Origin of the sequence: Cobetia sp. 4B (assembly GCF_018831605.1) — a bacterium.
Lineage (GTDB): Bacteria > Pseudomonadota > Gammaproteobacteria > Pseudomonadales > Halomonadaceae > Cobetia > Cobetia amphilecti.
On the sequence record NZ_CP059843.1, the window covers coordinates 1,257,934 to 1,280,203 of the forward strand.

Annotated in this window: 18 protein-coding genes; 11 read left to right on the top strand and 7 right to left on the bottom strand. The window is 60.5% G+C overall.

Translation table 11 applies throughout. From position 1 onward, the window contains the following. Window position 1: 1 nt before the first annotated feature. The gene (locus H2O77_RS05395) at window positions 2–1,870 is read left to right on the top strand and encodes a hypothetical protein (protein WP_215824104.1); all 1,869 of its coding nucleotides are present in this window, start codon (window positions 2–4) and stop codon (window positions 1,868–1,870) included. 42 nt (window positions 1,871–1,912) lie between these two features. After that, on the top strand, window positions 1,913–2,134 hold the full coding sequence (locus H2O77_RS05400) for a hypothetical protein (protein WP_215824105.1): 222 nt from the start codon (window positions 1,913–1,915) through the stop codon (window positions 2,132–2,134). Between the two features lie 61 nt (window positions 2,135–2,195). Here the strand turns inward: H2O77_RS05400 and H2O77_RS05405 are convergent, their stop codons facing one another. The 3 genes from H2O77_RS05405 to H2O77_RS05415 form a co-directional block, all read right to left on the bottom strand. Continuing rightward, the gene (locus H2O77_RS05405) at window positions 2,196–4,721 is read right to left on the bottom strand and encodes a S8 family peptidase (protein ID WP_215824106.1); all 2,526 of its coding nucleotides are present in this window, start codon (window positions 4,719–4,721) and stop codon (window positions 2,196–2,198) included. Between the two features lie 30 nt (window positions 4,722–4,751). Then, window positions 4,752–5,741, bottom strand: coding sequence for an ATP-binding protein (locus H2O77_RS05410; protein WP_215824107.1), 990 nt, complete (start codon window positions 5,739–5,741; stop codon window positions 4,752–4,754). 603 nt (window positions 5,742–6,344) lie between these two features. Then, complete coding sequence (locus H2O77_RS05415; protein WP_215824108.1) at window positions 6,345–7,514, bottom strand: glycosyltransferase; 1,170 nt, start codon at window positions 7,512–7,514, stop codon at window positions 6,345–6,347. A gap of 312 nt (window positions 7,515–7,826) precedes the next feature. Here H2O77_RS05415 and H2O77_RS05420 point away from each other — a divergent pair, with 312 nt between their 5' ends. Beyond that, window positions 7,827–8,768, top strand: coding sequence for a methyltransferase domain-containing protein (locus tag H2O77_RS05420; protein ID WP_215824109.1), 942 nt, complete (start codon window positions 7,827–7,829; stop codon window positions 8,766–8,768). An 81-nt stretch (window positions 8,769–8,849) separates the two neighbouring features. Then, a complete protein-coding gene (locus tag H2O77_RS05425; protein WP_215824110.1) occupies window positions 8,850–9,905 on the top strand; it encodes a methyltransferase in 1,056 nt (351 codons plus the stop codon). 60 nt (window positions 9,906–9,965) lie between these two features. Here H2O77_RS05425 and H2O77_RS05430 read toward each other — a convergent pair whose 3' ends face one another. Beyond that, window positions 9,966–10,505 carry a GreA/GreB family elongation factor gene (locus H2O77_RS05430; protein WP_175088083.1) on the bottom strand — a complete coding sequence of 180 codons (540 nt, stop codon included), beginning with the start codon at window positions 10,503–10,505 and terminating at the stop codon, window positions 9,966–9,968. Window positions 10,506–10,701: 196 nt separating this feature from the next. Here H2O77_RS05430 and H2O77_RS05435 point away from each other — a divergent pair, with 196 nt between their 5' ends. The 6 genes from H2O77_RS05435 (at window position 10,702) to cysN (ending at window position 16,850) form a co-directional block, all read left to right on the top strand. Further along, window positions 10,702–11,385: a hypothetical protein gene (locus H2O77_RS05435; protein ID WP_215824111.1), complete on the top strand. Its 684-nt coding sequence runs from the start codon at window positions 10,702–10,704 to the stop codon at window positions 11,383–11,385. A gap of 330 nt (window positions 11,386–11,715) precedes the next feature. Continuing rightward, window positions 11,716–12,354: an NUDIX domain-containing protein gene (locus tag H2O77_RS05440; RefSeq protein WP_043337028.1), complete on the top strand. Its 639-nt coding sequence runs from the start codon at window positions 11,716–11,718 to the stop codon at window positions 12,352–12,354. A 331-nt stretch (window positions 12,355–12,685) separates the two neighbouring features. After that, on the top strand, window positions 12,686–13,132 hold the full coding sequence (locus H2O77_RS05445) for a DUF1249 domain-containing protein (protein WP_043337025.1): 447 nt from the start codon (window positions 12,686–12,688) through the stop codon (window positions 13,130–13,132). Between the two features lie 120 nt (window positions 13,133–13,252). Continuing rightward, window positions 13,253–13,999 carry a metallophosphoesterase gene (locus H2O77_RS05450; protein ID WP_192838500.1) on the top strand — a complete coding sequence of 249 codons (747 nt, stop codon included), beginning with the start codon at window positions 13,253–13,255 and terminating at the stop codon, window positions 13,997–13,999. Window positions 14,000–14,315: 316 nt separating this feature from the next. Then, window positions 14,316–15,227, top strand: a complete 912-nt coding sequence (gene cysD / locus H2O77_RS05455; protein ID WP_054557074.1) for a sulfate adenylyltransferase subunit CysD — start codon at window positions 14,316–14,318, stop codon at window positions 15,225–15,227. Between the two features lie 171 nt (window positions 15,228–15,398). Beyond that, entirely contained in the window at window positions 15,399–16,850 is a 1,452-nt protein-coding gene (gene cysN, locus H2O77_RS05460; protein WP_054557075.1) for a sulfate adenylyltransferase subunit CysN, read from the top strand. A gap of 165 nt (window positions 16,851–17,015) precedes the next feature. On the opposite strand, the gene H2O77_RS05465 is transcribed toward cysN, so the two are convergent. Next, complete coding sequence (locus H2O77_RS05465; RefSeq protein ID WP_215824112.1) at window positions 17,016–18,233, bottom strand: globin domain-containing protein; 1,218 nt, start codon at window positions 18,231–18,233, stop codon at window positions 17,016–17,018. Window positions 18,234–18,426: 193 nt separating this feature from the next. Here H2O77_RS05465 and norR point away from each other — a divergent pair, with 193 nt between their 5' ends. Continuing rightward, window positions 18,427–20,208 (top strand): nitric oxide reductase transcriptional regulator NorR, encoded by a 1,782-nt coding sequence (gene norR, locus H2O77_RS05470; protein WP_215824113.1) that lies wholly within the window; start codon window positions 18,427–18,429, stop codon window positions 20,206–20,208. 164 nt (window positions 20,209–20,372) lie between these two features. On the opposite strand, the gene cmoB is transcribed toward norR, so the two are convergent. After that, window positions 20,373–21,401: a tRNA 5-methoxyuridine(34)/uridine 5-oxyacetic acid(34) synthase CmoB gene (cmoB, locus tag H2O77_RS05475; protein ID WP_215824114.1), complete on the bottom strand. Its 1,029-nt coding sequence runs from the start codon at window positions 21,399–21,401 to the stop codon at window positions 20,373–20,375. A 31-nt stretch (window positions 21,402–21,432) separates the two neighbouring features. Further along, window positions 21,433–22,179, bottom strand: coding sequence for a carboxy-S-adenosyl-L-methionine synthase CmoA (cmoA, locus tag H2O77_RS05480; protein WP_215824115.1), 747 nt, complete (start codon window positions 22,177–22,179; stop codon window positions 21,433–21,435). Window positions 22,180–22,270: the final 91 nt, after the last annotated feature.

Consider the following 22,270-nt stretch of genomic DNA (forward strand, 5'->3'; position numbering starts at 1 on the left):
TGTGACTTCAATCGATCTGCGTTTCACTGGGCAGCCGTTGGCAGGCGATGCCCTTCAGCTGGTGTTGGATTTCAGCGGCGGCAAAGGTGAAGAGCGGATCACGTTGGCAGTAGATGCTACGCTGCCGCCCCCAGAGCTGGATGCCACGCTCAGTCAAGGGCTGCTGATCGAGGTCGTCGCCACGCTGGGCGTACCAGCGATTATCGATGTCGCCATGACTCGGGACATCAATGTCTTTCGTGGGCCATCAGATAGTGCCGGTGCCCGTTTCGAGAACGCGGTCCCGCTCGAGGCCCAGGGCAGCACCCGCTGGGAGCAGCCGGCTCGCCCCTATGGAGCCACCGCGTCAGCCTTCGAGCAGGGCGCAACGCTTGCGGCCAGCCAGGGGGGCCAGTGGTCGGCACGGCCCCGCACCGATGCCATCAGTGGCTCGCGGTGGGAGCAGGCCGAGCGCATCTTGGGCACCCTCAGTGGCAGCCAGTGGCTGCAGCTGCCGCGTGTCCGCCGCGCTTCTCGGCCGGTATGGGAGCAGGGGCAGGGCATTGCCACGGCTCGCTCGAGTGGCTATCAGCACCCGCCCCGCAATGATGCCCGCCGGCGCTCGCGCTATGAGGAGGCCCGCACCCTCGAGCCGGTGACGATGGATGTGCCCTATCAGCAGGGGCGCACCACCGGCGACGATTGGCGCGTGCCCTGGGAGCAGGCCCGCCGGCCACCGCCTGGCATCGACTTGCCGCCAGATCCGCCTGAGCCGCCGGTGCTCGAGCCGGTGGAGGGCAGCACCACCCTGCAATTCTGCCACGCCATGCCGAGCGCCCCGTGGGTACTGCAGTTCGGTCTGACGTGTGAGATACCCACCCCGACCATTCCCGTCAAAAGGCTCTATATCGTGCAAAACTCCGCGCGCCTGGTGCGCCTCTCCGATGGCCTGGAGCTGCCGGCCACCCAGATGACGCTCAGCATCGACGCTGACAGCTGGGCATGGTCATTCTCTGCCGGCCTGGCAGGGCGTGACGCTCAAGCGCTGGTGACTGGCACCGATGGCCAGCCGGTGGAGGTGATGGCCGAGATCAATGGCGAGCAGTGGCGGTGCCTGGTGGATGGCTGGCGACGCTCTGAGAGCTGGCAGAGCCATAGCGTGACCATCAGCGGCCGCTCGCTCGCGGCGTACCTGGGCGCGCCCTACGCCACCGCGCGCAGCTACACCGAGGACAGCCAGGCCACCGCCTCGCAGCTCGCCCGTGCTGAGCTGCCAGAGGGCTGGTCACTGGATTGGCGCATGACTGACTGGGTGGTGCCCGCCGGCGCGTGGAGTTATGACAGCCTCGCGCCCATCGACGCCATCTCGCGGATCGCTCAGGCGGCCGGCGGCTATGTGCAGGCCCATCAGCAGGATCAGACCATCATCGTGGCGCCACGCTTCGAGGCAGCACCCTGGAGCTGGGCTGAGAGCGAGGTCGATCTGGCGGTGCCGCGTGACATCATCACCCAGCTGGGCAGCGATCAGCAGCCAGGCGATGCCCGCAATGCCGTCTGGCTCCATGGCGACACCGGCGGCATCCAGGCCCAGATCATCCGGCAGGGCACCGCAGGCGATCAGCTGGCACCCACCGTGGTGGATGCCCTGATCACCGATCAGGCACCGGCCCAATCGCGCGGGATCGCTGAGCTGGCCGCTACCCTACGCCAGAGCACCGAGAGCATGCAGATGCCCCTGGCGGCCTCTCTGGGCGGCCTGCTGCTGCCTGGCATGATGATCGAGTGCGATGGCTGGCGTGGTGTCTCGCGTGGCGTGAGCGTCAGCGCCAGCCTGCAGGGGCGTGCCCTGAGCGTGCGTCAGTCTATCGAGCTGCAGAGATTCCATCTGTGATGGCGTCGTGTGGTATCAGTTCAAGCAAAGGAGGGGGATAGCATGGCCAATCCATATCGCCGCCTGCTGGCGTTGCTGCCGACCACGCCGCGCCAGGTAGGCGAGGTGATCAGCGTCAGCGGCTCGCGCGTTCGCGTGGATCTGGTAGGGGGTGGGGTACGCACTTGCCAGGGCGATGCCCAGGTGGGCGGCATGGTCTACGTGGAGGGGGACCAGATCACTGGCGTGGCTCCGCGCCTGCCGGTGGTAGTGGTCGAGGTGTGAGAGATAGAGCCATAACTCGACTATATATTATGACTCTTCTCTATAAGTTATAAGCTTTTATTTAGACGCTAATAGTAGCTGTGTTGGTGATCTTGTTAGCAATTAAAGAATAAAGGTCGATATTGGTTTCTGGTGTTTCAAGAGAAACCACTAATGTATAGCGTACTTTTTTTACATATCGACCAAACTTGTTTCGTGTACGCCACCAGCCCATTGTTGGGCATATACCTACCATACCCCTGCTCGCTAGCTCGGCAGCACTACCCACCCAAATATCGGAATGGATCGATCCTCTATGACGATTGTTTGGGCCTATTATCCAGTTGTTGTCGTTCCCTTTGCTTGAATTGCTGTCACTGTTTTCATCATCTGAGTGAGAATTAATTCGGTTCCGAAAATCTTGTTCTGATTCATATGGTCGTTTAACGTCGAAGCGTAGACCATGAGATTCGTAGCGATAACGTGAGGTTATTCCTCGAGCCGATGGGCTTGGTTCAATAAAATAGGAAAGGGTTATACGCATTTTTATTTCTGTTTCACCAAGAGCCTCTAGCTCTTCTAGCGGCCAAGGGAGGTGATGAATATTCATCTCATTCATACTAGTGCCGTTCTTGCGGCATTTTTTATATGGCTGGATGCTCTCTTGATTAATTAAAGTAAGAGAGTTGTTGTAGCTCCACATAGCACGGTTGAGATTAGGCATACCAAAGCCACAGTGACGAACAAGTTGTAAATAGTCTGACTTGTTAGATTTTAAACCCTTTGGTAAAAAAGTCTTATGCATTGCAGTGGTCCACCTTGCAGAGTGAACTATTAGAGCTCGTATAGACTCTGGCCATAGATGTGGGTATTCAGCCATAAGTTGAGCTGCCATGCGGGAGGCTAAGGCCGTAGCTGCACTTGTAGCATTTGCTGTAGTGAGTAGTCGTTCTTGCGGTTCAAAATTTGCTGTAAGAAGACATAAACTGGGCATCCATGCTGCCCCAAGAGTGTCTGCAGCCACATTCCCACCCTCAAATACTACATCGGGTTTTAATGGCCAATGAGGATGCCATGTTTTAGATGTAGTGCTAAAGGGGCTAAGCCCACCTTTAGGTGCGATAGGAGTATAATCTTGTGTATCACTCTCAGTGATGTAATCCTTTTCAGTCGCAGCTCCGACTGTAAGAGCATTCCATGCTTGTGCGGGGTCATGTATGCTATCTTTAGAATTGCTGCTAGGATATCTGGTCCAAGCTTGGGAGTCTGTGATATTCCCTGCGGAAAGAATAAACAACCTAGGAGTTTCGAAGTCATTGTCTGCGTCAATAGCTAATCTATCTACTGTGGACGACCAAGCAGATGGTCTCCCTTGATCTCTATTGTCACGAGCTGTGATTGTCATGCTGAACACGCGTGAACGGTCCGGGGCAGTTATTTCTGGACGAGAAACGGCTTCAACAGTTAAATAACCATGGTTTATTGAATCGCTACCGTTAGCACCACTATCGGATAATAATTTAACAGACTCTAAACGATGTATGATATTGAGATTGGTCTGAGAAGACAGCCATGGAGTTAAATCCCCTGCGATAGCTAAACCAGCCATTGCTGTACCGTGACCATTTTGATCGTTGCTTCCAAAGTTAGGATCAATTGTATGTAGATCTTTTTTAGATATAGCCGGAGCTAAAAAAGGATGGCCAGTATTTACACCGCTATCTAGCAAGCATATATAGGGAACTGTTTCTGATTCTAGTGAGTATTTAGTTCGTCTGAGTAAATCATCCACCCATTCACGTTGTTCACTAGGTATTAGATTGTCGAAGAACTCTGCAGTTTCCTTGGCCCTTCGCAGCTCGGCAATCATGTTTAATGTTTTTAATGAGACCTTCATCCTTTTTGCTGAGCCATATACCATAACAATACTTCGCTCAGGGAATGAAACTGCTCCTTTAGCTACCTTGAATCCTAGCTCAATAGCTAATTTTTTGAAATATACAACTTTCTCTTCTGACTTTTTATCTTTAGGTAGCCATACTTCCCACCAAAATTCCTCGTCGTCTTTATCAGGAAATTCTTCAAGACTGTCAGTCCAAAGAGCTTCGAGGGTAGCACTACGAATTTGTGATATAGTGTTTAAAAGAGCGCTGTTTCTAGGTTTAGTTGTATTGTCTTTTGTTATGCTATCTTTCTCAGAGTCAAGATAGGCATATACTAATTTTTCTAATATATTTAGTTTGCCATCTGGTACTAAAACAGTTGCGAAGCTTTTTTCTTTTTCTGAACTATGTCTAACATTGAGTAGCTCTATGCCTGACTTTTCTCGTGCAAGAGATTGGAAAGCTAGCTCTATATCAGTAAAGCTCTCAAACTCAACATAGAAGCCTATGTCGTCTTTCATTCCTACATTTTTCTGTGCTTCACGTGCTTCATTAAAAGATGGTTCTAAATCTTTTAATTGTCGCAATAATTCTCTGCCGTGTTCTTTGCGATTACGAAGAGGTAGAGACTTTGATTCTCCACCTCTTCTGGGGGAAATATAAGGGGCTGATGTAATGCTACCACTTATAATAAAGTGTCGTCTTTTATCGTCATTCCCTGACATAACTTAACTACCCTGGAAGTTTATAGTTGATTAGACTTTACAGCTGGCAAATTGATGCGACATTTGACGACGCTCATTAAGCATGATTTTTATATCATTCTCTGTTATAAATTCTGATTCTTCGATTAATGCATGCTTAAGGGTTTCATCAGCAGCGCGCACGATTTCTGCATAGCTTAAACCATCAGCAGTTTCTGCTAAATGTTTCCATGATATTGACTCTTTAGTCATCCAGCTAAGTCTTGACTGAAGCACAACTGCTACATGATCGATATCTGGTAAGCCATAGCTTAATATGTCGTCAAAACGACGAAATAAAGCTCGATCAAGAATTTCTGGATGATTTGTTGCAGCCACTATCAAGCTATGTGATTTATCTTGCTCAATCATCTGCAGGAAGCTATTCAAAATACGCCTAGTTTCACCAACTTCATTGGCGAGACCACGTTGAGAACCAATAGCATCAAATTCATCAAAGAAATAAATTCCACGTGTCTGGCTGGTAGTGTCAAAAACCTGCCTAAGCTTTGCCGAAGTTTCTCCCATGAACTTTGTAATAAGCCCATCTAAGCGGACTTGAATTAGCGGGAGGCCAAGCTCGCCAGCAAGAACTGACCCCGTCATGGTTTTTCCGTTTCCAGGTGGGCCCACTAGCAGTAGCTTTCTGCGTGGTGACAAGCCGTGTTCAAGAAGACGTGGGGCATGCTTCTGTTCACGAATAATTCTCTGAATTTGTCGTCTGAGGGACTCCTCGAGCACCATATCGCCAAGGTGTGTCTTGGGATAGGAAAAACTAAGTAGTTCAGCCAGCTCTCCCCTCGGTTGGCCGATTGGGGTAGGTTGGCTCGGTGCTTTGCGATGCTTGGCTTTATCTATAAGCATCCTGAGTTCCTCGGCAAGCTTCCCATGGCCGAGTTTTGCCTCATGGGCTGCTAGCTGCATGGCTACCGAGTAGAAACGGCTATCGTCGCCATCCAAATGTGACTTTAGCAGAGCTTTGATGTGGTTGGCGCTGGCCATGCGGTGCCTCCTAAGACAAGGCGATAAATGTTTCAAGTATACCTGAGGCCGTCCACCTGCTCATTGAATTCTAGATGGGCTTTGCTCGTATCCTAAGACACTCGGGTTAAGCCGGAGTGCCCAAACTCTCAAAGTTAGCCTCGGTTTTCATGTATGGTGACATGTATGGTGTGAGTTAAAAATCTTATTGAGCCCCGTGGTTACGTGTCTATACGACTCCTGCAGGGGGCGCCAGCAATCCCACCTTCTGGACGACGTCATCTGTCCTGCCTTCTGCGTCATCGCCTTATCGTCTTCTCTGCACCGTTCGTTGCGTGCTCGGCCCTTGCTCTGTGAGCAGCGCCCGTCCTGGCTTCAGGCCCGGAGTAAGAATTGCCGCACTTGATCTTCCTATCCGATACTCGATCAACAATGCCCTGACTCTTGGTCTGGACATCGCACCGTCGTGTCTGTCGATCGCTTTGTCACTCAACCGGATTGTCAACCAATCGTCTTGCCAGACATTCGTCTTACCAGCCAATCGTCCTGCCAGTTCAGCGTCGCAGGAAGGCTCTAGAACAAGCCCTGCAGGAAAGTCTCTCGATAAATGCAGGGCTTTGGGTGTCAGCGAGAATCTGAGGTCACGGCATCAGTGGGCAGGGACAGAAACTCCTGCATGATGCGGGTATCGCGGAAGCGTTCGATCAGCTCCGGATCCGAGTCGAGTGCCGGCGGGTTGGCGAGGCCTTCACGAATCTTGGCTGCCAGCGCCTCGATGGAGTCTTCGGAGATCAGGCGCGCCTGATCATGGATCAAGACATTGCGAATGCCGCCGGGGACATCCGGTGCCACGCACGGCGTGCCACAGCACATGCTCTCCACCAGCACGATGCCGAAGGCCTCACTACGCGAACTGAGCACGAACAGACGGGCGTGCTTCATCCACGGGTAGGGGTTCAGGCGGCTACCGATCAGGTGGACTCTGTCGCCGACGCCCAGCTCGCGGATCAGTGCTTCGGTGGCTTCCCGCTTGGGGCCATCGCCGACGATGACGAGGTCTTCCTCGATGCCTGAGGCGAGGTATGCCTTGATCAGCACATCCTGACGCTTGACGTCCGAGAGGCGACACACCTGCACCACGTAGGGGCGGGAGGGCAGTTCCACCTCTTCCTCTGCCATGGCGGCGATGGCATCCAGATCACAGACATTGCCGATGGTCGCGAGTCTCGCCGCCTTGATCCCGTGATGGTCCAGCAGGCTTTCCAGTTGCTGGCGCACATTGTCGGTGTTGCACACGACCTGTTTGCCGCTATACAGGCGACTCAGCAGGAAACGTTGCCGCCAGCCCTCTTTCAGGTCGCCGGGCCATGACACCGCCACCTGCCACAGGCGAGGGTCCCGCCACGACCAGAAGGTCTCGAAGGCGCCCTGGCCGCGCGTGATGACCCGATCGATCGGGCCGTGTTCCTTCTCTAGGCGCGCGATGAAACGGCGCAGATAGCGGCCGCCGTAATAGCCCCGCCAGACGTATCCTGAGCCCTTGATCCACGGAGCCAGCAGCAGGCGGGTGAACAGGTCGTAGAACAGGCCGATGCCCGTCTTGCGAAATGCCTTGTCGAAGTCGACCTGGTGAAGGTGCACGCCGGCATTCGGGACGAGTTCCAGTTCGCCTTTCAGTACCAGTACATGGACCTCATGCCCTTCGCGGTGCAAGACATTGGCGAGATTGACGGTATTGCGTTGGATACCGCCGATGTTGAGCTTGCGGACGATTAGCAGGACGCGTTGTTTCATGGCTGAGGTCTATGTCGGAAGTGGAGTCGATGTGCACAAGTCAGTCACGTTGAAGCCTTGGCTGCTCAAGTCGATCAAGTGTCGGTCTTTCTCTGCCCCATGACCTCTTTCCTCGCCATGTGCCGTTCCTTGGCCCCTCGATGCAGGCGCCATTCTACGCCGATCCATTTGGCGGAGGAAATGCGTGGCGGCGGGCCGTCAGCGGCATCAGTGGGCGGTTCATCCGCACCGAGAAGTGCCTTTGGCGAGTGAGTGAGGCATTATCTGCACCATTGCTTCGTCAGTTCTTTCTCCTTCGCCAAGATATTCTTCATGCCTGAGCCGAAAACCTCGTCCCGCGCTGGCGCTTCCCGCGTTCGCCGTGCCACCGCTGATCGTCATTTCGACGGTCTGGCCGACAAGTTCGAACGTGGTTTCTACACCACGGAGCGCGGCCGTGTTCGTCTTGCGCTCACCCAGCGCCTGATGGATGAGCGTTTCTCGCACCTGCCGCCTTCCCCGGTATTGGAGATCGGTGCGGGGCTCGGGCAGACCGCCCACTGGTGGCTCACGCGTGGGCACCATCTCACGCTGGTCGAACCCTCTGGCGAGATGCGTGAGCGCGCGAAACGCTTCCTGAGCACTGCCGCGCCGCAAGGCCAGGGGCTGTCCGCTGGTACGACGGCTGATCAATCCCGGGCGGCTCAGGCGGCGTCAGATCCGCAAGTGCCTGGTCAAACCGACGCGCTGTCGAATGATGAGCCGTTCGCTGGGCGACTGGTCTGGGAGGGGCGTGATCTGCAGGGCTTCGCCGCCGCGACTGATCAGCGGTGGCCGGTGGTGGTGTGCCACGCCGTGCTGGAGTGGCTGGTCGATCCCCGGGAGGGTTTTGCATTGCTCGCGGAGTTGCTGGCGCCCGGTGGCGTCATGTCGCTGAGTGTCTTCAATCGTGATGCGCTGGCGTTTTCCAATGTCAGCAAGGGCAATTTCGACAAGGTGCTGGAAGGGCGCCTGGCAGGCTGGGGCACCGGCAAGCGCCTGACGCCCATCTCGCCGCTGCGCGATGGCGAGATACGCCAGTGGGCCGCGGAGGCCGGGCTTGAGGTACGTGAGCTGACCGGGCTGCGCGTCTTCCACGACTATCTGCGCTCACGCGACCCGCTGAGCGAGGCTGACATGCAGAAATTGCTGGCGCTCGAGTGTCAGCACTGGCGCACGCCCCCCTTCGTCTATCTGGGCCGCTATCTGCACTATGAGCTGGTGCGCCCGGCCTGAGGCGGCACCCGCACAACCGCATTGTTTCGATATCCGGCGCTCTCGCCGTTGTCCGTATCTTCCTACCCTGTTGGAGTCTTCATGTCTGCTCAAACCCCCGCCTGTCAGCTGCTCGAGCGTCAGGACAGTGATTTCCGTGATTGGCTGTGGGTCGCTGCGCCGCGTGATGACTGGTGGCTGTCATCGGACCGCCAGCGGCGTGTCTGGGGGCATGACACCGGCATCGTGAATGCCGCGCGGGAAGCCGGGCACCGGGTCAGCCATGCGGTGTCCTTCGCCGATGCGCGAGCTGATGACACCATCGCGCAAGCCGCGGGCGCCATCGTGTTCTGGCCCAAGGCGCACGCGCTGGGCGAATGGTGGCTGGTGGCGCTGTGTCAGGTGTTGCCGGCCGGTACGCCGATCAAGGTGGTGGGTGAGGTCAACGGTGGCATCAAGCGCGCTGAGCGCATCCTCAAGGCGCTGGGAATGACGGCGCGTAAGGACGATACCGCGCGCCGTTGCCAGCTGTGGTCATCTGCCACGCGTGAGTTGACGGCCGAACAGGCCGCCAACAGTGAATCGCCACTGGCAGTGGCTGGGCAATGGACAGAAGGCTGGGGCGAATTCGAGGCGCTGGAGATGCGACTGACCAGTCATCCGGGACTGTATGGCAATGCCAAGCTGGACCCGGGTACCGCGCTGCTGCTGGAGAACCTGCCGACCCGTGGCTACAAGCGTGCGCTGGATATCGGGGCGGGTGATGGCATCATCAGCTGCTGGCTGGCGCGCCACGGTGCGCGCGTGATGGCAGGCGATGTCAGTGCCTTCGCGGTGGAGGCGACCCGTCGCAGTCTGGCGCTCAACGGGCTTGAGGCGGACGTACGCCTGAGTGATGTCTTCGCGGCGTTCGAGGGGGAGCGGTTCGAGGCCATCGTGGCCAATCCGCCGTTCCATCATGAGCGCGATATCGATTACGGACCGGCGGCGCGCCTGATCAGCCAGGCACTGGATCACCTGATGCCCGGCGGCACCCTGACGCTGGTCGCCAACGCCTTCCTGCCGTATCCCGATCTGCTGCAGGCGGCCTTCGGCGAGTTTGAAGTGCTCGCGGAAACGCGCCAGTTCAAGGTCTATCGTGCACGCAAGGCGCGCTGATTCCCTGCGACCTGAGCCCCTGCGGCCTGATTCCCCGCGGCCTGATGCCCAGCTCGCCGCTTACGCCTCCGGCGACTGATAGCGGATGGCCGTGATGATGTAGGTCGTCTCGCCACCCGGCGCGGCCACGCTCACCTCGTCATCCAGCCCCTTGCCCAGCAATGCCTGGGCCAGGGGCGCATCGACGCTGATCCAGCGGCGCGGATTGTCGGTCTCGTCAGGGCCTACGATGCGAATCTCCATCTCCTCTCCCTGCTCGTCCTCCAGCGTCACGAAGGCCGCGAAATAGACGCGCTCCAGATCCGCGGGCAGGCGGTCGACGACCGTCAGCTCATCCAGGCGTTTCTCCAGATAGGCGATCCTGGCGATGGTCTGATTGAGCGCCTTCTTGTTGTAGGTGTAATCCGCATTCTCGCTGCGATCCCCCATGGCGGCGGCCTCGCCCGTCTTGCGTGAAAGCTCAGGGCGCCTCACGCGCCTCAGGTGGTCGGCCAGCCCCTTCATCTTCGCGTGGCCCTGCGGGGTAATCACGTTGCTCTTCTTTTCCTGGCGCGGGTCCGTCTTGGGGTCGCGCCAGCGTGTCATGTTGCGACCTTGCATGGTCTGCTCCGCTGGTTCTGTGGGTAAGGCTCAAGGCATCGTGTGCGATATTCGCTAGCGTTGAGACCTGCTACCAAGGGTGATTGGCGGCCGATTCAAACGTTCGTTACAGTCAGTGTGTGCTCGCCGGAACACTTGCGCGTCACCCATGCCGAATCTGCCAACAATAACGAAAATCAGGGAGCTGTCCATGCCCATGCTGCCATCTTCACACCCGTCTTTTCGTGTCATACCCCGTTGCTGTCGCGTATTGCTCTCCGGGGGCATGGCGCTGGGCATCACGCTGGCCGGCATGACCGGAGTCCATGCTGCCCCGGGCGATGATGACGTCTTCCCTCTCTCCAAGCGCTGGGCACAGATCAATTATCAGGTCTCCGGTGATGCTCAGGAAAAGGGCATGGAGGCCCTGGGCAAGGAGGTACGCGCGCTGGCGGATCAGTATCCGGACAACGCCCATGTGCTGACATGGGAAGGCATCATCCTGGCCTCATGGGCCAAGGCGCGCGGTGGCCTCGGAGCACTGGATCTGGCCAAGGAAGCCAAGGCCACGCTCGAGAAGGCGATCTCGCTCGACCCCAAGGGCGACAATGCCTCCGCCTATGTGACGCTTGGCGCGCTCTATGACAAGGCGCCCGGCTGGCCGGTGGGCTTCGGGGATGATGAGAAGGCGGGGGAAGTGCTGCGCAAGGGGCTTGAGGTCAACCCGACGGGCATGGATACCAATTATTATTACGCCGATTATCTGGCCTCCGAAGGCCGTGATGAGGAAGCGCTCAAGCATGCGCGTCTCGCTCAGGACGGGCCGCCACGTCCTAACCGTGAGCTGGCCGATCAGGAATTGCAGAAAGAGATCGCCGCGCTGATCAAGCGCCTGCAGTGAACCTCTGGTGCCCGCCTCACTTGCATGGCTGCCAGAGGCAAGGCTGGCTGGAGCGACATCAGTGAGCCTTGCAAGTGAACGGCAGCGCTGGCGGCAGGCGCTGATGTAACACCCCGAATGAATTCCTGCATGACACGGCCCGAGCGGAGATCCCGCTCGGGCCGTGTCGTTTATCGCTCTGTGGATGAGAAGTCGCCCAGATGTCTTCAGGCGGCGCCTTGAATGGCGCTGATGGCCGACTCGGTACGGCGCGGCAAGCAAGTTTGCAGGTGACGGGCTGGCCAGTCTCGCGGCAGGACAGGATAATGCCTGCTCAGCCAAGGAGGATGCATGAGCGAGCAACAAGAGCACGTCGCAGGGCAACAGGCCTTCGCACATGATGATGTCGAACTGGTCGAGGCCAGGGTGTTGCAGGACGGCTTCTTTCGCCTCGAGCAGCGCGAATTCCGCCACCAGCGTTTCAACGGTGGCTGGAGCGATGTGATCCATCGCGAGGTACATGTCCGTCACGATGCGGTAGGCGTATTGCCTTATGACCCGGTCAACGACCGCGTGGTCTTCGTCGAGCAGATTCGCGCCGGTATGCTGGAAGATGCACGCACGCCCTGGAGTCTGGAGCCGATTGCGGGGCTGGTGGACAAGGATGAACAGGCCCATGAGGTTGCGCGCCGTGAGGCGATCGAAGAGGCGGGGTGTGAGCTGACCGACCTGATCGAACTCTACCGCTACTATCCGAGCCCCGGCGCCTGTACCGAGGAGGTCACGCTGTTCATCGGTCTGTGTGACAGCAGTGGGCTGGGCGGCGTGCATGGTCTGGCCGAGGAGAATGAAGACATCCGCGTGCATGTGCTCGATTTCCAGGCGGCCCTCACGCTGCTGGAACAAGGGCGGTTGGGCAATGCGATGGCCATCATGGCCATGCAATGGCTGCTGCGTGAACGTGCCTCGTTGCGCGTCATGCATGCCTGAGGCAGTGAAGGCGAAGCTTGGCAATCCCCCGTGTCTCACGCAGGCTTCCTCAACCTGCGCGTCAGAGCTGCTATTCTAGAGGCTTGCTGAAAACCGGCAGCCAGCAACGATCACTGTCTGCGTCAGTGTCCGTATCAGTCTCGGTTTTCGTCTCAGCTTCAGTCCCGAGAGCTGGACTCGAGAGTCGATAGCCGAGAGCTGATCGCCGACAGCCTGAGCGCTGGCGCAGCGCTTGATTTATCGCACGTTGCCCGCATCTTGCCACGCACGATAGCGGGCGTGCTTTGACAGACAACATGCCAATGTTCTGAGATTCGCAAGGAGATCGCCCATGCAGGTCAAGAAAGCCTATGTGGCTGACCTAAAAGCACTCCATGCCGAGTGCGGGTCCAATTATCTGCGCCTCACGCGCATCCTCGGCAAGGCCGAGGCCGGTGACAGCTTCGCCTTCCCGCTGGCGGGCAATCAGGGCCACTTCGGCACGCTGCTGCTCGAGGTGGTCGAATGCGCGCCCTATACCACCATGGTCACGGTCGCCCAGACCGGCGTGCTGGACCACATCATCGATTCGCCGCGCATGAGTGTGCACCTGTACCACGATGTGCGCATGGCGGAGGTCACCGACTTTCAGCGCCAGCGTCACTTCTCAGGGCGCAATCGTTACCCGAATCCGCGTATGCACCAGCCGGACGAAAAGCTTCAGCTCAATCGCTTTCTCGGCGAATGGCTGACCCATGCCCGCGCCTTCGGGCAGGCGGATGTGCCGGAGTTGCCGTGACGTTTGGGGCTGGCATGGCGCACAGGCGCTGACACCCGATGGATTTCCCGTCTTGATTGACAGAACCGCGATGGCCCGGCCGTCGCGGTTCTGTTCATTTTCCTGCTGCTCGAGAGACCGATGCGACTGATTCAGATAAGTGATTGCCATCTGCGCGCCGACCCTGATGCGCGTTCACGGCTGGGCTTCCCCTGGCGTCAGCTGGAGGCGGTGATGGCGCATGCCTCGCGCCTGCGCCCCGATATCCTGCTGGTGACCGGTGATGTCAGTCAGGATGAGAGCCCTGCCTCCTATCGCATGGCGGCAGAGCTGTTCGATGGCCTTGGCTGCCCCTGGTTCTGGTTCGCGGGCAACCACGATCACCCTGAATTCATGCAGGAGCTGCGTCCCTTCCATCACGAGCTGGATCTGGGCGACTGGCGACTGCTGTGTCTGGATTCGCGCGTCACCGGGCAGGCCGGGGGGGAGCTTGGCGAGGAGCAGTTGAGCGAGCTTGCGCAGTCACTGGCGCTGTCCGTCGAGCTGGACCCACGTCCAATCCTGCTGGCCATGCATCATCATCCGCTGCCGATCGGCTCGGACTGGATGGATGCGCTGGGCCTTGCCGACCGCGATGCGCTGTGGGAAACGTTGCGTCCATACCCGCAGGTGCGGGCCGTGCTGTGTGGGCATATCCATCAGGCCTTCACGCAACTCATGCCGTGTGGGCAGGGCAGTGTGGCCGTCTATGGCGTTCCCTCCACCTCCGATCAGTTCGCTCCGCTCAGCCATGATTTCGCCGTGGATGAGGCGGCGCGCCCCGGCCTGCGCGTGGTGGATCTCGATGGCGAGCATCTCGAGACCTGGGTGGAGCGGGTCACGCTCTAGCCAGGCTTGAAAGGAGGGGCGGGCAAGCTCGCCTCATGCACTGGCGCTGCCACAGCGTCAGCGTGAATGCCCTGGGCGTCAGCGTGAATGCCCTCGGTGTTGATGAGTGTGGCGCATGACCCACAGGTATCATGTATGCCTTTTTGGTCTTAAAAGATAGTTTCTGATTCTTTGACGTTATCAAGGCGGGGCGAGTACCGTGTAACCATTCGGCGTGCTCCCTCGGGGCATCCATCTGTCGCTGACAGAGCGCGCCACTGACTTCACGGGCCGCCTCTCGGGGCGTGTCCCAACGCTCACGAGGTTGCCGCACGCGATGCTTACCCCCGAACGTCAGACCCACCTCAAGCAGCTTGAGGCCGAATCCATTCACATCATCCGTGAAGTGGCAGCGGAATTTGCCAATCCGGTCATGCTGTACTCCATCGGCAAGGATTCCGCTGTCATGTTGCACCTGGCGCGCAAGGCCTTTGCGCCGGGCGTCCCGCCGTTCCCGCTGATGCACGTCAACACCACCTGGAAATTCCAGGAAATGATCAAGTTCCGCGACGAGATGGCCGCGGAAGTCGGCATGGAGTTGATCGAGCACATCAACCAGGAAGGCGTCGAGGCGGGCATCAACCCGTTCGATCACGGTAGCGCCAAGTACACCGACATCATGAAGACCGCCGGTCTCAAGCAGGCACTCGACAAGCACGGCTTCGATGCCGCCTTCGGTGGCGCACGTCGTGACGAGGAAGCCTCGCGGGCCAAGGAGCGCGTCTACTCTTTCCGTGACCAGTACCACCGTTGGGACCCCAAGAACCAGCGTCCGGAGCTGTGGAACATCTACAACTCCAAGATCAACAAGGGTGAGTCCATCCGCGTCTTCCCGCTCTCCAACTGGACCGAGCTGGACATCTGGCAGTACATCTACCTCGAGTCCATCAAGATCGTGCCGCTGTACTACTCCGCCGTGCGTCCGGTGGTGAAGCGTGACGGCCTCGACATCATGGTCGACGACGACCGTCTGCCGCTCAAGGAAGGCGAAGTGCCGGAGATGAAGTCCGTGCGTTTCCGTACCTTGGGTTGCTACCCGCTGACCGGTGCCGTGGAATCCACCGCCGCGACCCTGCCGGAAATCATCCAGGAAATGCTGCTGACGCGGACCAGCGAGCGCTCCGGGCGTGCGATCGATCACGACCAGGCAGGCTCGATGGAGAAGAAGAAGCGCGAAGGTTATTTCTAGGATCGCCCCAGCACATTGCCTGCAGGCGCCGCCACGCGGCGCTTGATGACCCGAACGAACAATTCGCCTGATGAGACGGCTCGCAGCCTCACGAGACACTGGTTCGCGACAATGGCTCGCGACACTGGCTCGCCACCTCATCAGGCCCATGACAGCGGCAAGGAGAAGAGTGTGTCCCACGCGTCAGACAAGATTTCCGCGGATATCGAAGCCTACCTGCAAGAACACGAGCGCAAGGACCTGCTGCGCTTCATCACCTGCGGTAGCGTCGATGATGGCAAGTCGACCCTGATCGGTCGTCTGCTGTTCGATTCCAAGCTGATCTATGAAGATCAGCTGGCCTCCATCACCCAGGCCTCCAAGACCAGCGGCACCACCGGTGACGAGGTCGATCTGGCTCTGCTGGTCGATGGCCTGCAGTCCGAGCGTGAGCAGGGCATCACCATCGATGTCGCCTATCGCTTCTTCTCGACCGACAAGCGCAAGTTCATCATCGCCGACACGCCGGGGCACGAGCAGTACACCCGCAACATGGCCACCGGCGCCTCGTCCGCGAGTCTGGCGATCATCCTGATCGACGCGCGTTATGGCGTGCAGACCCAGACCCGTCGTCACAGCTTCATCGCCGACCTGCTGGGCATCCAGCACCTGGTGATCGCGGTCAACAAGATGGACCTGGTCGATTACTCCGAGACGCGCTTCAACGAGATCGTCGCCGAGTATCAGGAATTCGCCAACAAGCTGAATGCGCCGGACATCCGCTTCGTGCCGATGTCCGCGCTCAAGGGCGACAACGTCGTCAATCGCAGCCCGTCACTGGACTGGTACACCGTCGATGGCGAAGCGGGTCCGTCACTGCTGGAGGTGCTGGAGACCGTCGAGCTGACCCACGACCAGAACCTCAGCGATCTGCGCTTCCCGGTGCAGTACGTCAATCGCCCCAACCTCGATTTCCGCGGTTACTGCGGCACCCTGGCGGCCGGTGTCGTGCGTCCGGGTGACAGCGTCAAGGTGCTGCCGTCCGGCAAGACCTCGACCATCGAGCGTATCGTCACCTTCGATGGTGATCTCGAGATCGCCTACCCGGGTCAGGCCATCACCCTGACGCTCGACGATGAGATCGACATCTCGCGTGGCGACTGGCTGGTGGCGGCGGATGCCGAACTGCCGCTCTCCAATGCGCTGGAAGCGGATGTCGTCTGGATGCATGAGAAGCCGCTGCAGCCGGGCCGTCAGTACGATATCAAGCTGGCGACCCGTGACCTGACCGGCCAGGTCAGCGCCATCGACTACCTCTACGACGTCAACACGCTGGAGCATCACGAGGGCGACAGTCTGGCGCTGAACGCCATCGGCCGCGTCCAGCTCGAGCTGACCCAGGCGGTGCCGGTGGACGACTATCGCTCAAGCCCGGGCACCGGCAGCTTCATCGTCATCGATCGTCTGAGCAACGTGACCGTCGGCGCGGGCATGATTCGCGGCGTGGGTCGCTCCGGCACCCAGGCCACCACCCAGCAGACCGACTGGGCCGCGTTTGAAGCCGACCTCAACGCGCTGGTGCGCAAGCACTTCCCGCATTGGGAAGCCCGCGACGTGCGTGAGCTGCTCGGCCGCACCAACTGATTCCGTCCTGTAGCGACAGCAGAATGGAAGTCAGCGAAATACCAACAACAACGCTGGACACGCAATAACAACACGGCCTGCTGGAATGAAGCCGGAGAACGCAAAAGCCCCCATGGCCGCAAGGCGATGGGGGCTTTTTGCATGGCGCGGCTCACCTCTGGCGCATCAGGCGACAGCAGTGTCGATGGCGAGCGGGGCGGAGGGGCCGAAATGCTCGTGGTGACACTGGCTGAGCGGTACGCCGATACGGCTGAGGTGCTGGATCATGCTCTGCATGAAGCCATGCGGGCCGATCACGAAGGCCTGCAGCGACTCGGCGCTGGCACCGGTCGCGGCGATCTGCTGCGCCAGCCAGTCGCGCTCGATGATGCCCAGCTGCGCATGGGGCGGCAGCGTCTCGGCCTGTTCGTAGCAGACCTGATAATGCAGCTGCGTTGGATACTGCGCGACCAGTGCCTTGAGGGTGGCGTCGAAGGCATGAACCTCGGGATTGCGCGCCGCATGCAGGTAGATCACCTGGCGGCCCGCCGCCAGCGCCGCCGTCAGCAGCGAAAGCATCGGCGTCTGGCCGACACCCGCCGACAGCAACAGCACCGGGGCATCGGCGCTCTGCGGGGCAGCATGCTCGAAGGTCAGCTCGCCGGCCGGCGGCAGCAGTTCGATCTCGTCACCTGCCTTCAGCGCATGCAGGTACTGGCTGGACTGGCCGTGGGCCTCACGCTTGACCGAGATACGGCAGAAGCGCTCGTCCGGCGCGTGGGACAGGCTGTAATGGCGGTGGATCACGCCCTGCGGTGTCGTCAGGCGCATGCCGATGTACTGGCCCGGCAGGAAGGAGAACATCGGGCCTTCCACCGGCGCCAGGTACAGCGAGCGAATCTCGCGGCTCTCGTCCTGCGTGCGCACGATGCGGAAGCGGCGCAGCCCCTGCCAGCCGCCGCGGGTGGCGGCGAAGCTGTCGTAGCGGCCCTGCTCGGCGGCGATCAGCACAGCGGCCAGTTCCCCGTAGAGGGCGCCCCAGGCATCGGCGATCTCCGGTGTGACGGCGTCCCCCAGCACCTCACCGATGGCGGCCATCAGGCACTCGCCGACGATGGGGTAGTGTTCCGGCAGGATATTGAGCGAGACATGCTTGCTGACCACGGGCGCCAGCAGGCGGTCCACCGCCTCACGCGAGTGGCGTGCGCCGACATAGGCGAGTACGGCGCCGGCCAGCGCACGGGCCTGGCCGCCGCTGGCCTGGTGGGTCTGGTTGAACAGCGGCTTCACCTCGGGATAGCGCTCGAACATCAGCGGATAGAAGCGCGCCGTGATGGCATTGAGATGCTCGGCGACGACGGGAGCGGTGGCGGCGATCAGGTCTTCCTGGGCGTTGGTCAGCATGACGATACCTCTGATTGATGTCCCTCCCTCTATGGCAAGGGGCGTGCCAACTTTCGAGGCCAGTCGTCATGCACTCTGCAGGGCTATGATGTCAAAATGACATGGTCATATGGCGTGTTCTAATGACATCAAGCGTGTCATTATGACATCAATCTTCAGCCCCCTCACTCCCGATACCCGCAAGGATGACCGCATGCCCGATGCCCACTTGCCCCTGAACGATACGCCGGTCGCGGCCGTGAATGCCTGGCTCGCCGCCTGGTTGTCCCGCGAGGAGGGCGGCGAGCGGCGCGCGCTGCCATGGACGCGTCTGCTGGCCGCGATCATGCAGCAGCTGCCCGGTGAGGCGGCGACCCTGATGCGCTACCTGCCCGAGCGTGACGAGCTGTTGCCACTGGCCACCTACGGCCTGCCTGCCGAAGTGCGTGGGCGACGCTTCGCGCTGGCGGAGCATCCGCGGCTCAAGGCGATCGTCGAGCACACGGGGGTACATCGTTTCGCGTTGGACAGCGACCTGCCGGACCCTTTCGATGGCCTGCTGGGGGACGTGCATGGGCCGGATCTGCTGGTGCATGACTGCGCCGGTATCGCGCTGCGCGATGGCGATACCCTGCTGGGGGTGATGACCTTCGATGCACTGACGCCGGGGGTGCTGGCCCCGCTGGAATCGCTGAGCGCCTCTGCGAGTACGGACGAGCTGGCACTTCCGCTTCAGGAGGTGCAGGCCTGGTTGTCACTCCCCGCGCATTGCCTGTCGCTGTCACTGCGACAGGAGTGGGCTGCGGGGGCCACGGACGGCAGGTCAGGGCGTTCGGCGCCGATGGTGGTGTCACCGACAGGCATGGCGTCACAGAGCGCCATGGCCTGCCCGCAGCGTGGCCCGGCGATGGCCAGGCTCGAGGCGCAGCTGGAGGCGGTTGCCGATACCGAGATGACGGTGCTGGTGCAGGGCGAGACCGGCGTGGGCAAGGAGGGCGTGGTCCAGCGCCTGCACGACGCTTCCCGGCGGGCTGCGCGGCCGCTGGTACGCATCAACTGCGCCGCCTTGTCGCCGGATCTGGTGGAAAGTGCGCTGTTCGGGCATCGGCGTGGCGCCTTCTCGGGCGCGACCCATGATCACCGTGGCCACTTCGTGATGGCGGATGGCGGCACCCTGCTGCTGGATGAGATCGGCGAGCTGCCGCTGGCGCTGCAGCCCAAGCTGCTGCGGGTGTTGCAGGAAGGCGAGCTGCAGCCGCTGGGCAGCGATCGCGTGGTCAAGGTCAATGTGCGTGTCATCGCGGCCACCAATCGCGATCTCGAGGCGGAGGTCGCCGCTGGGCATTTCCGTGAAGACCTCTATCACCGCCTGAGCGTCTATCCGCTCAGGGTGCCGCCGCTGCGTGAGCGCGGGCGTGCGGATCTGCTGGCGTTGGCCGGCACCTTCCTGGAACACAACCGCACGCGCCTTGGACTGGGCAATCTGCGCCTGACGCCGGCGGCGGAGCGCCTGCTGTGCGAGTACCCCTGGCCCGGCAACGTGCGTGAACTGGAGCACTGCCTGAGCCGCGCCGCCCTGCATGCCCGGCTCGCGCATGGTGCCCACTCGACTCGCCTGCGCGCCGATGGGCGCCAGCTGGTGGTGATCACGCCGGAGCTGCTGGGGCTGGAGGTCAATACCGAGATGTCACTTGAACGGGCCACCGGCGCGGCGCAGGAGATTCAGGTCGCGCAGGTGGGGCTGGTGGAGCAGGCGGGAAGAGCGAGTCAGGCGGCGGAAGCGAGTCAGACAGGAGGAGCAAGCTCTGCACCGCGCACCGCCTGGCAGGACGGCGACGAGACGCTGGGGCTGCGCGATGCCACCGAGGCATTTCAGCGTGAGCACATCTCGCGGGTCTGGCAGGCGAGTGATCGCAACTGGGCGGAGGCGGCGCGCAGGCTCAAGGTCGATCGCGGCAACCTGTACCGGCAGGCGCAGCGTCTGGGGATTGTCTGAGGCGAGTTGCAGTGCCTGAGACGAGGGGCAGTGTCTGAGGAGAGAAAAGAAGACGGCGATGCTCATGGAGCATCGCCGTTCTTGTATCTCTGCCGCCGCTGGCCCTGGCGCGACGAGAAGTCCGTGTCTCGAACGCGTGTTCAGGTGCCTGCTCAGACGCCAGTTCAGGCGCGAGTGGCAATCAGCACCGCACGCCGCGGCGCCGGGTGGCCTTCGCGGGTCAGGTTCGGGTCAGCGGGATCGAGGAAGTCGCTCAGCGAGTGGTAGGTCATCCAGTCGGTGGCACGCTGCTCGTCCAGGGTAGTCACGGCTTCATCGACGATGCGCACGTCCTTGAAACCGGCGCGCTCGCACCAGTGGGCCAGCGCCTGCGAGGAGGGCAGGAAGTAGACATTGGGCATCGCGGCGTAGCGCTCGCCGGGCATCAGTACCGTCGTCACGTCACCTTCCACCACCAGGGTTTCCAGCACCAGCTCGCCGCCGGGACGCAGGGTGTCACGCAGCTGGAAGAGGTGGTCCATCGGCGAGGGGCGATGATAGAGCACGCCCATCGAGAACACGGTATCGAAGGCGCCCATCTTCGCTGGCACATCCTCGATGCCCACCGGCAGGAAGTGCAGATTGCGGCCCCGGGGGTGGTCCGCGCCGATGAAGTGGCGTACGGCATGGAACTGGCAGTAGAAGCGTGGCGAAGGGTCGATCACCAGCGTGAAGGCCGCGCCTGCACCGACCATGCGCCAGCCGTGGTAGCCATTGCCGCCGCCGACATCCAGCACACGGCGATGGGTGAGGTCCGACAGGTGCGGCGCGAGACGCTGCCACTTCCAGTCGGAGCGCCATTCGGTGTCGATATGGATCCCGTCGAGCTGATAGGGGCCCTTGCGCCACGGCATCATCGCACGCAGCAGGTTCTCGCTCTGGCGCAGCTGGCCGCTAGTCAGGCCAGTGGGAAAGCGTGCACCGACCCGGTCGGCATCCAGCTGCACATCGCGCGCGTCGGGCAGGGCGGGCAGCTTTTCCAGCGCGCCATGCCAGGCCTTGAGGTCGGCGTGACGCTTGCGGTCCAGGCCATTGGCCAGTTGCTCGGGCAGGGCGCCCAGCCAGCGGGCGAAGCCGTCGCCGACGGCGCCTGGCTCACAGGCAAGCTCGGTGAAGGCGCGGTAAAGGTCGCGGTCATACGGGGAAATGCTCATGCGCTGGGTCGGGTCCGTGCAGGCGTAGCGGTCATTCGGCGGCTTTGAAGGCGACCATCGATGCGAAATTCAGATATTGCAGCCAGGTATGGCTGCGCTGGAAGCCGGCGCGCGCCAGGCGCTCGTGATGCGTGTTCAGGCTGTCGGGCTTCATCACGTCCTCGAGGGCCTCACGTTTCTGGGAGATTTCCAGATCGGAGTAGCCGTTGGCACGTTTGAAGTCATGATACCGTTCGATCAGCCAGGCATTCTCGATCGGATCATCGCTGATGATCTTCTCGGAGAGGATCAGCACGCCGCCGGGTTCCAGCGCCGCGAACAGCTTGTCGATCACGGCGTCGCGGTCTTCCGGCGGCAGGAACTGCAACGTCAAATTGACCACGATCATGCCGGCCGGCTGATAGTCGAGGGTGCGAATATCAGCTTCGGTGACGTTGATGCGGTGGTCGGGGAAGGCCTCGGCGAGTTCGCGGCTGGCGCGCTCGACCATCGGTCTGGACAGATCGACGGCTTCGATCTCGATATCCTCGGCGGCCATCTCGCGGGCCAGCGCCATGCTGGCAGCGCCCAGTGAACAGCCCAGATCATAGACCCGCGCGCCGGGGCGCAGGTGAGCGCGGGCCATCAGGCCCAGCATGGCGATGATCTGACCGTAACCCGGCACCGAGCGGCGCAGCATGTCCGGAAAGCAGCTGACGACCTGCTCGTCGAAGGAGAAGCTGGCGACACGGTCAAGGGGTGTCGTAAATATCGCGTCACGGTAAGATGCATCACTCATGGATCAAGGCTTCATCGGGCAGTGGGCCAGGGCGACATGCCTGTGGCCGAGGACCGGCCGGGCAGAGCGCCCCGTCGGGCCCGCCATTCTA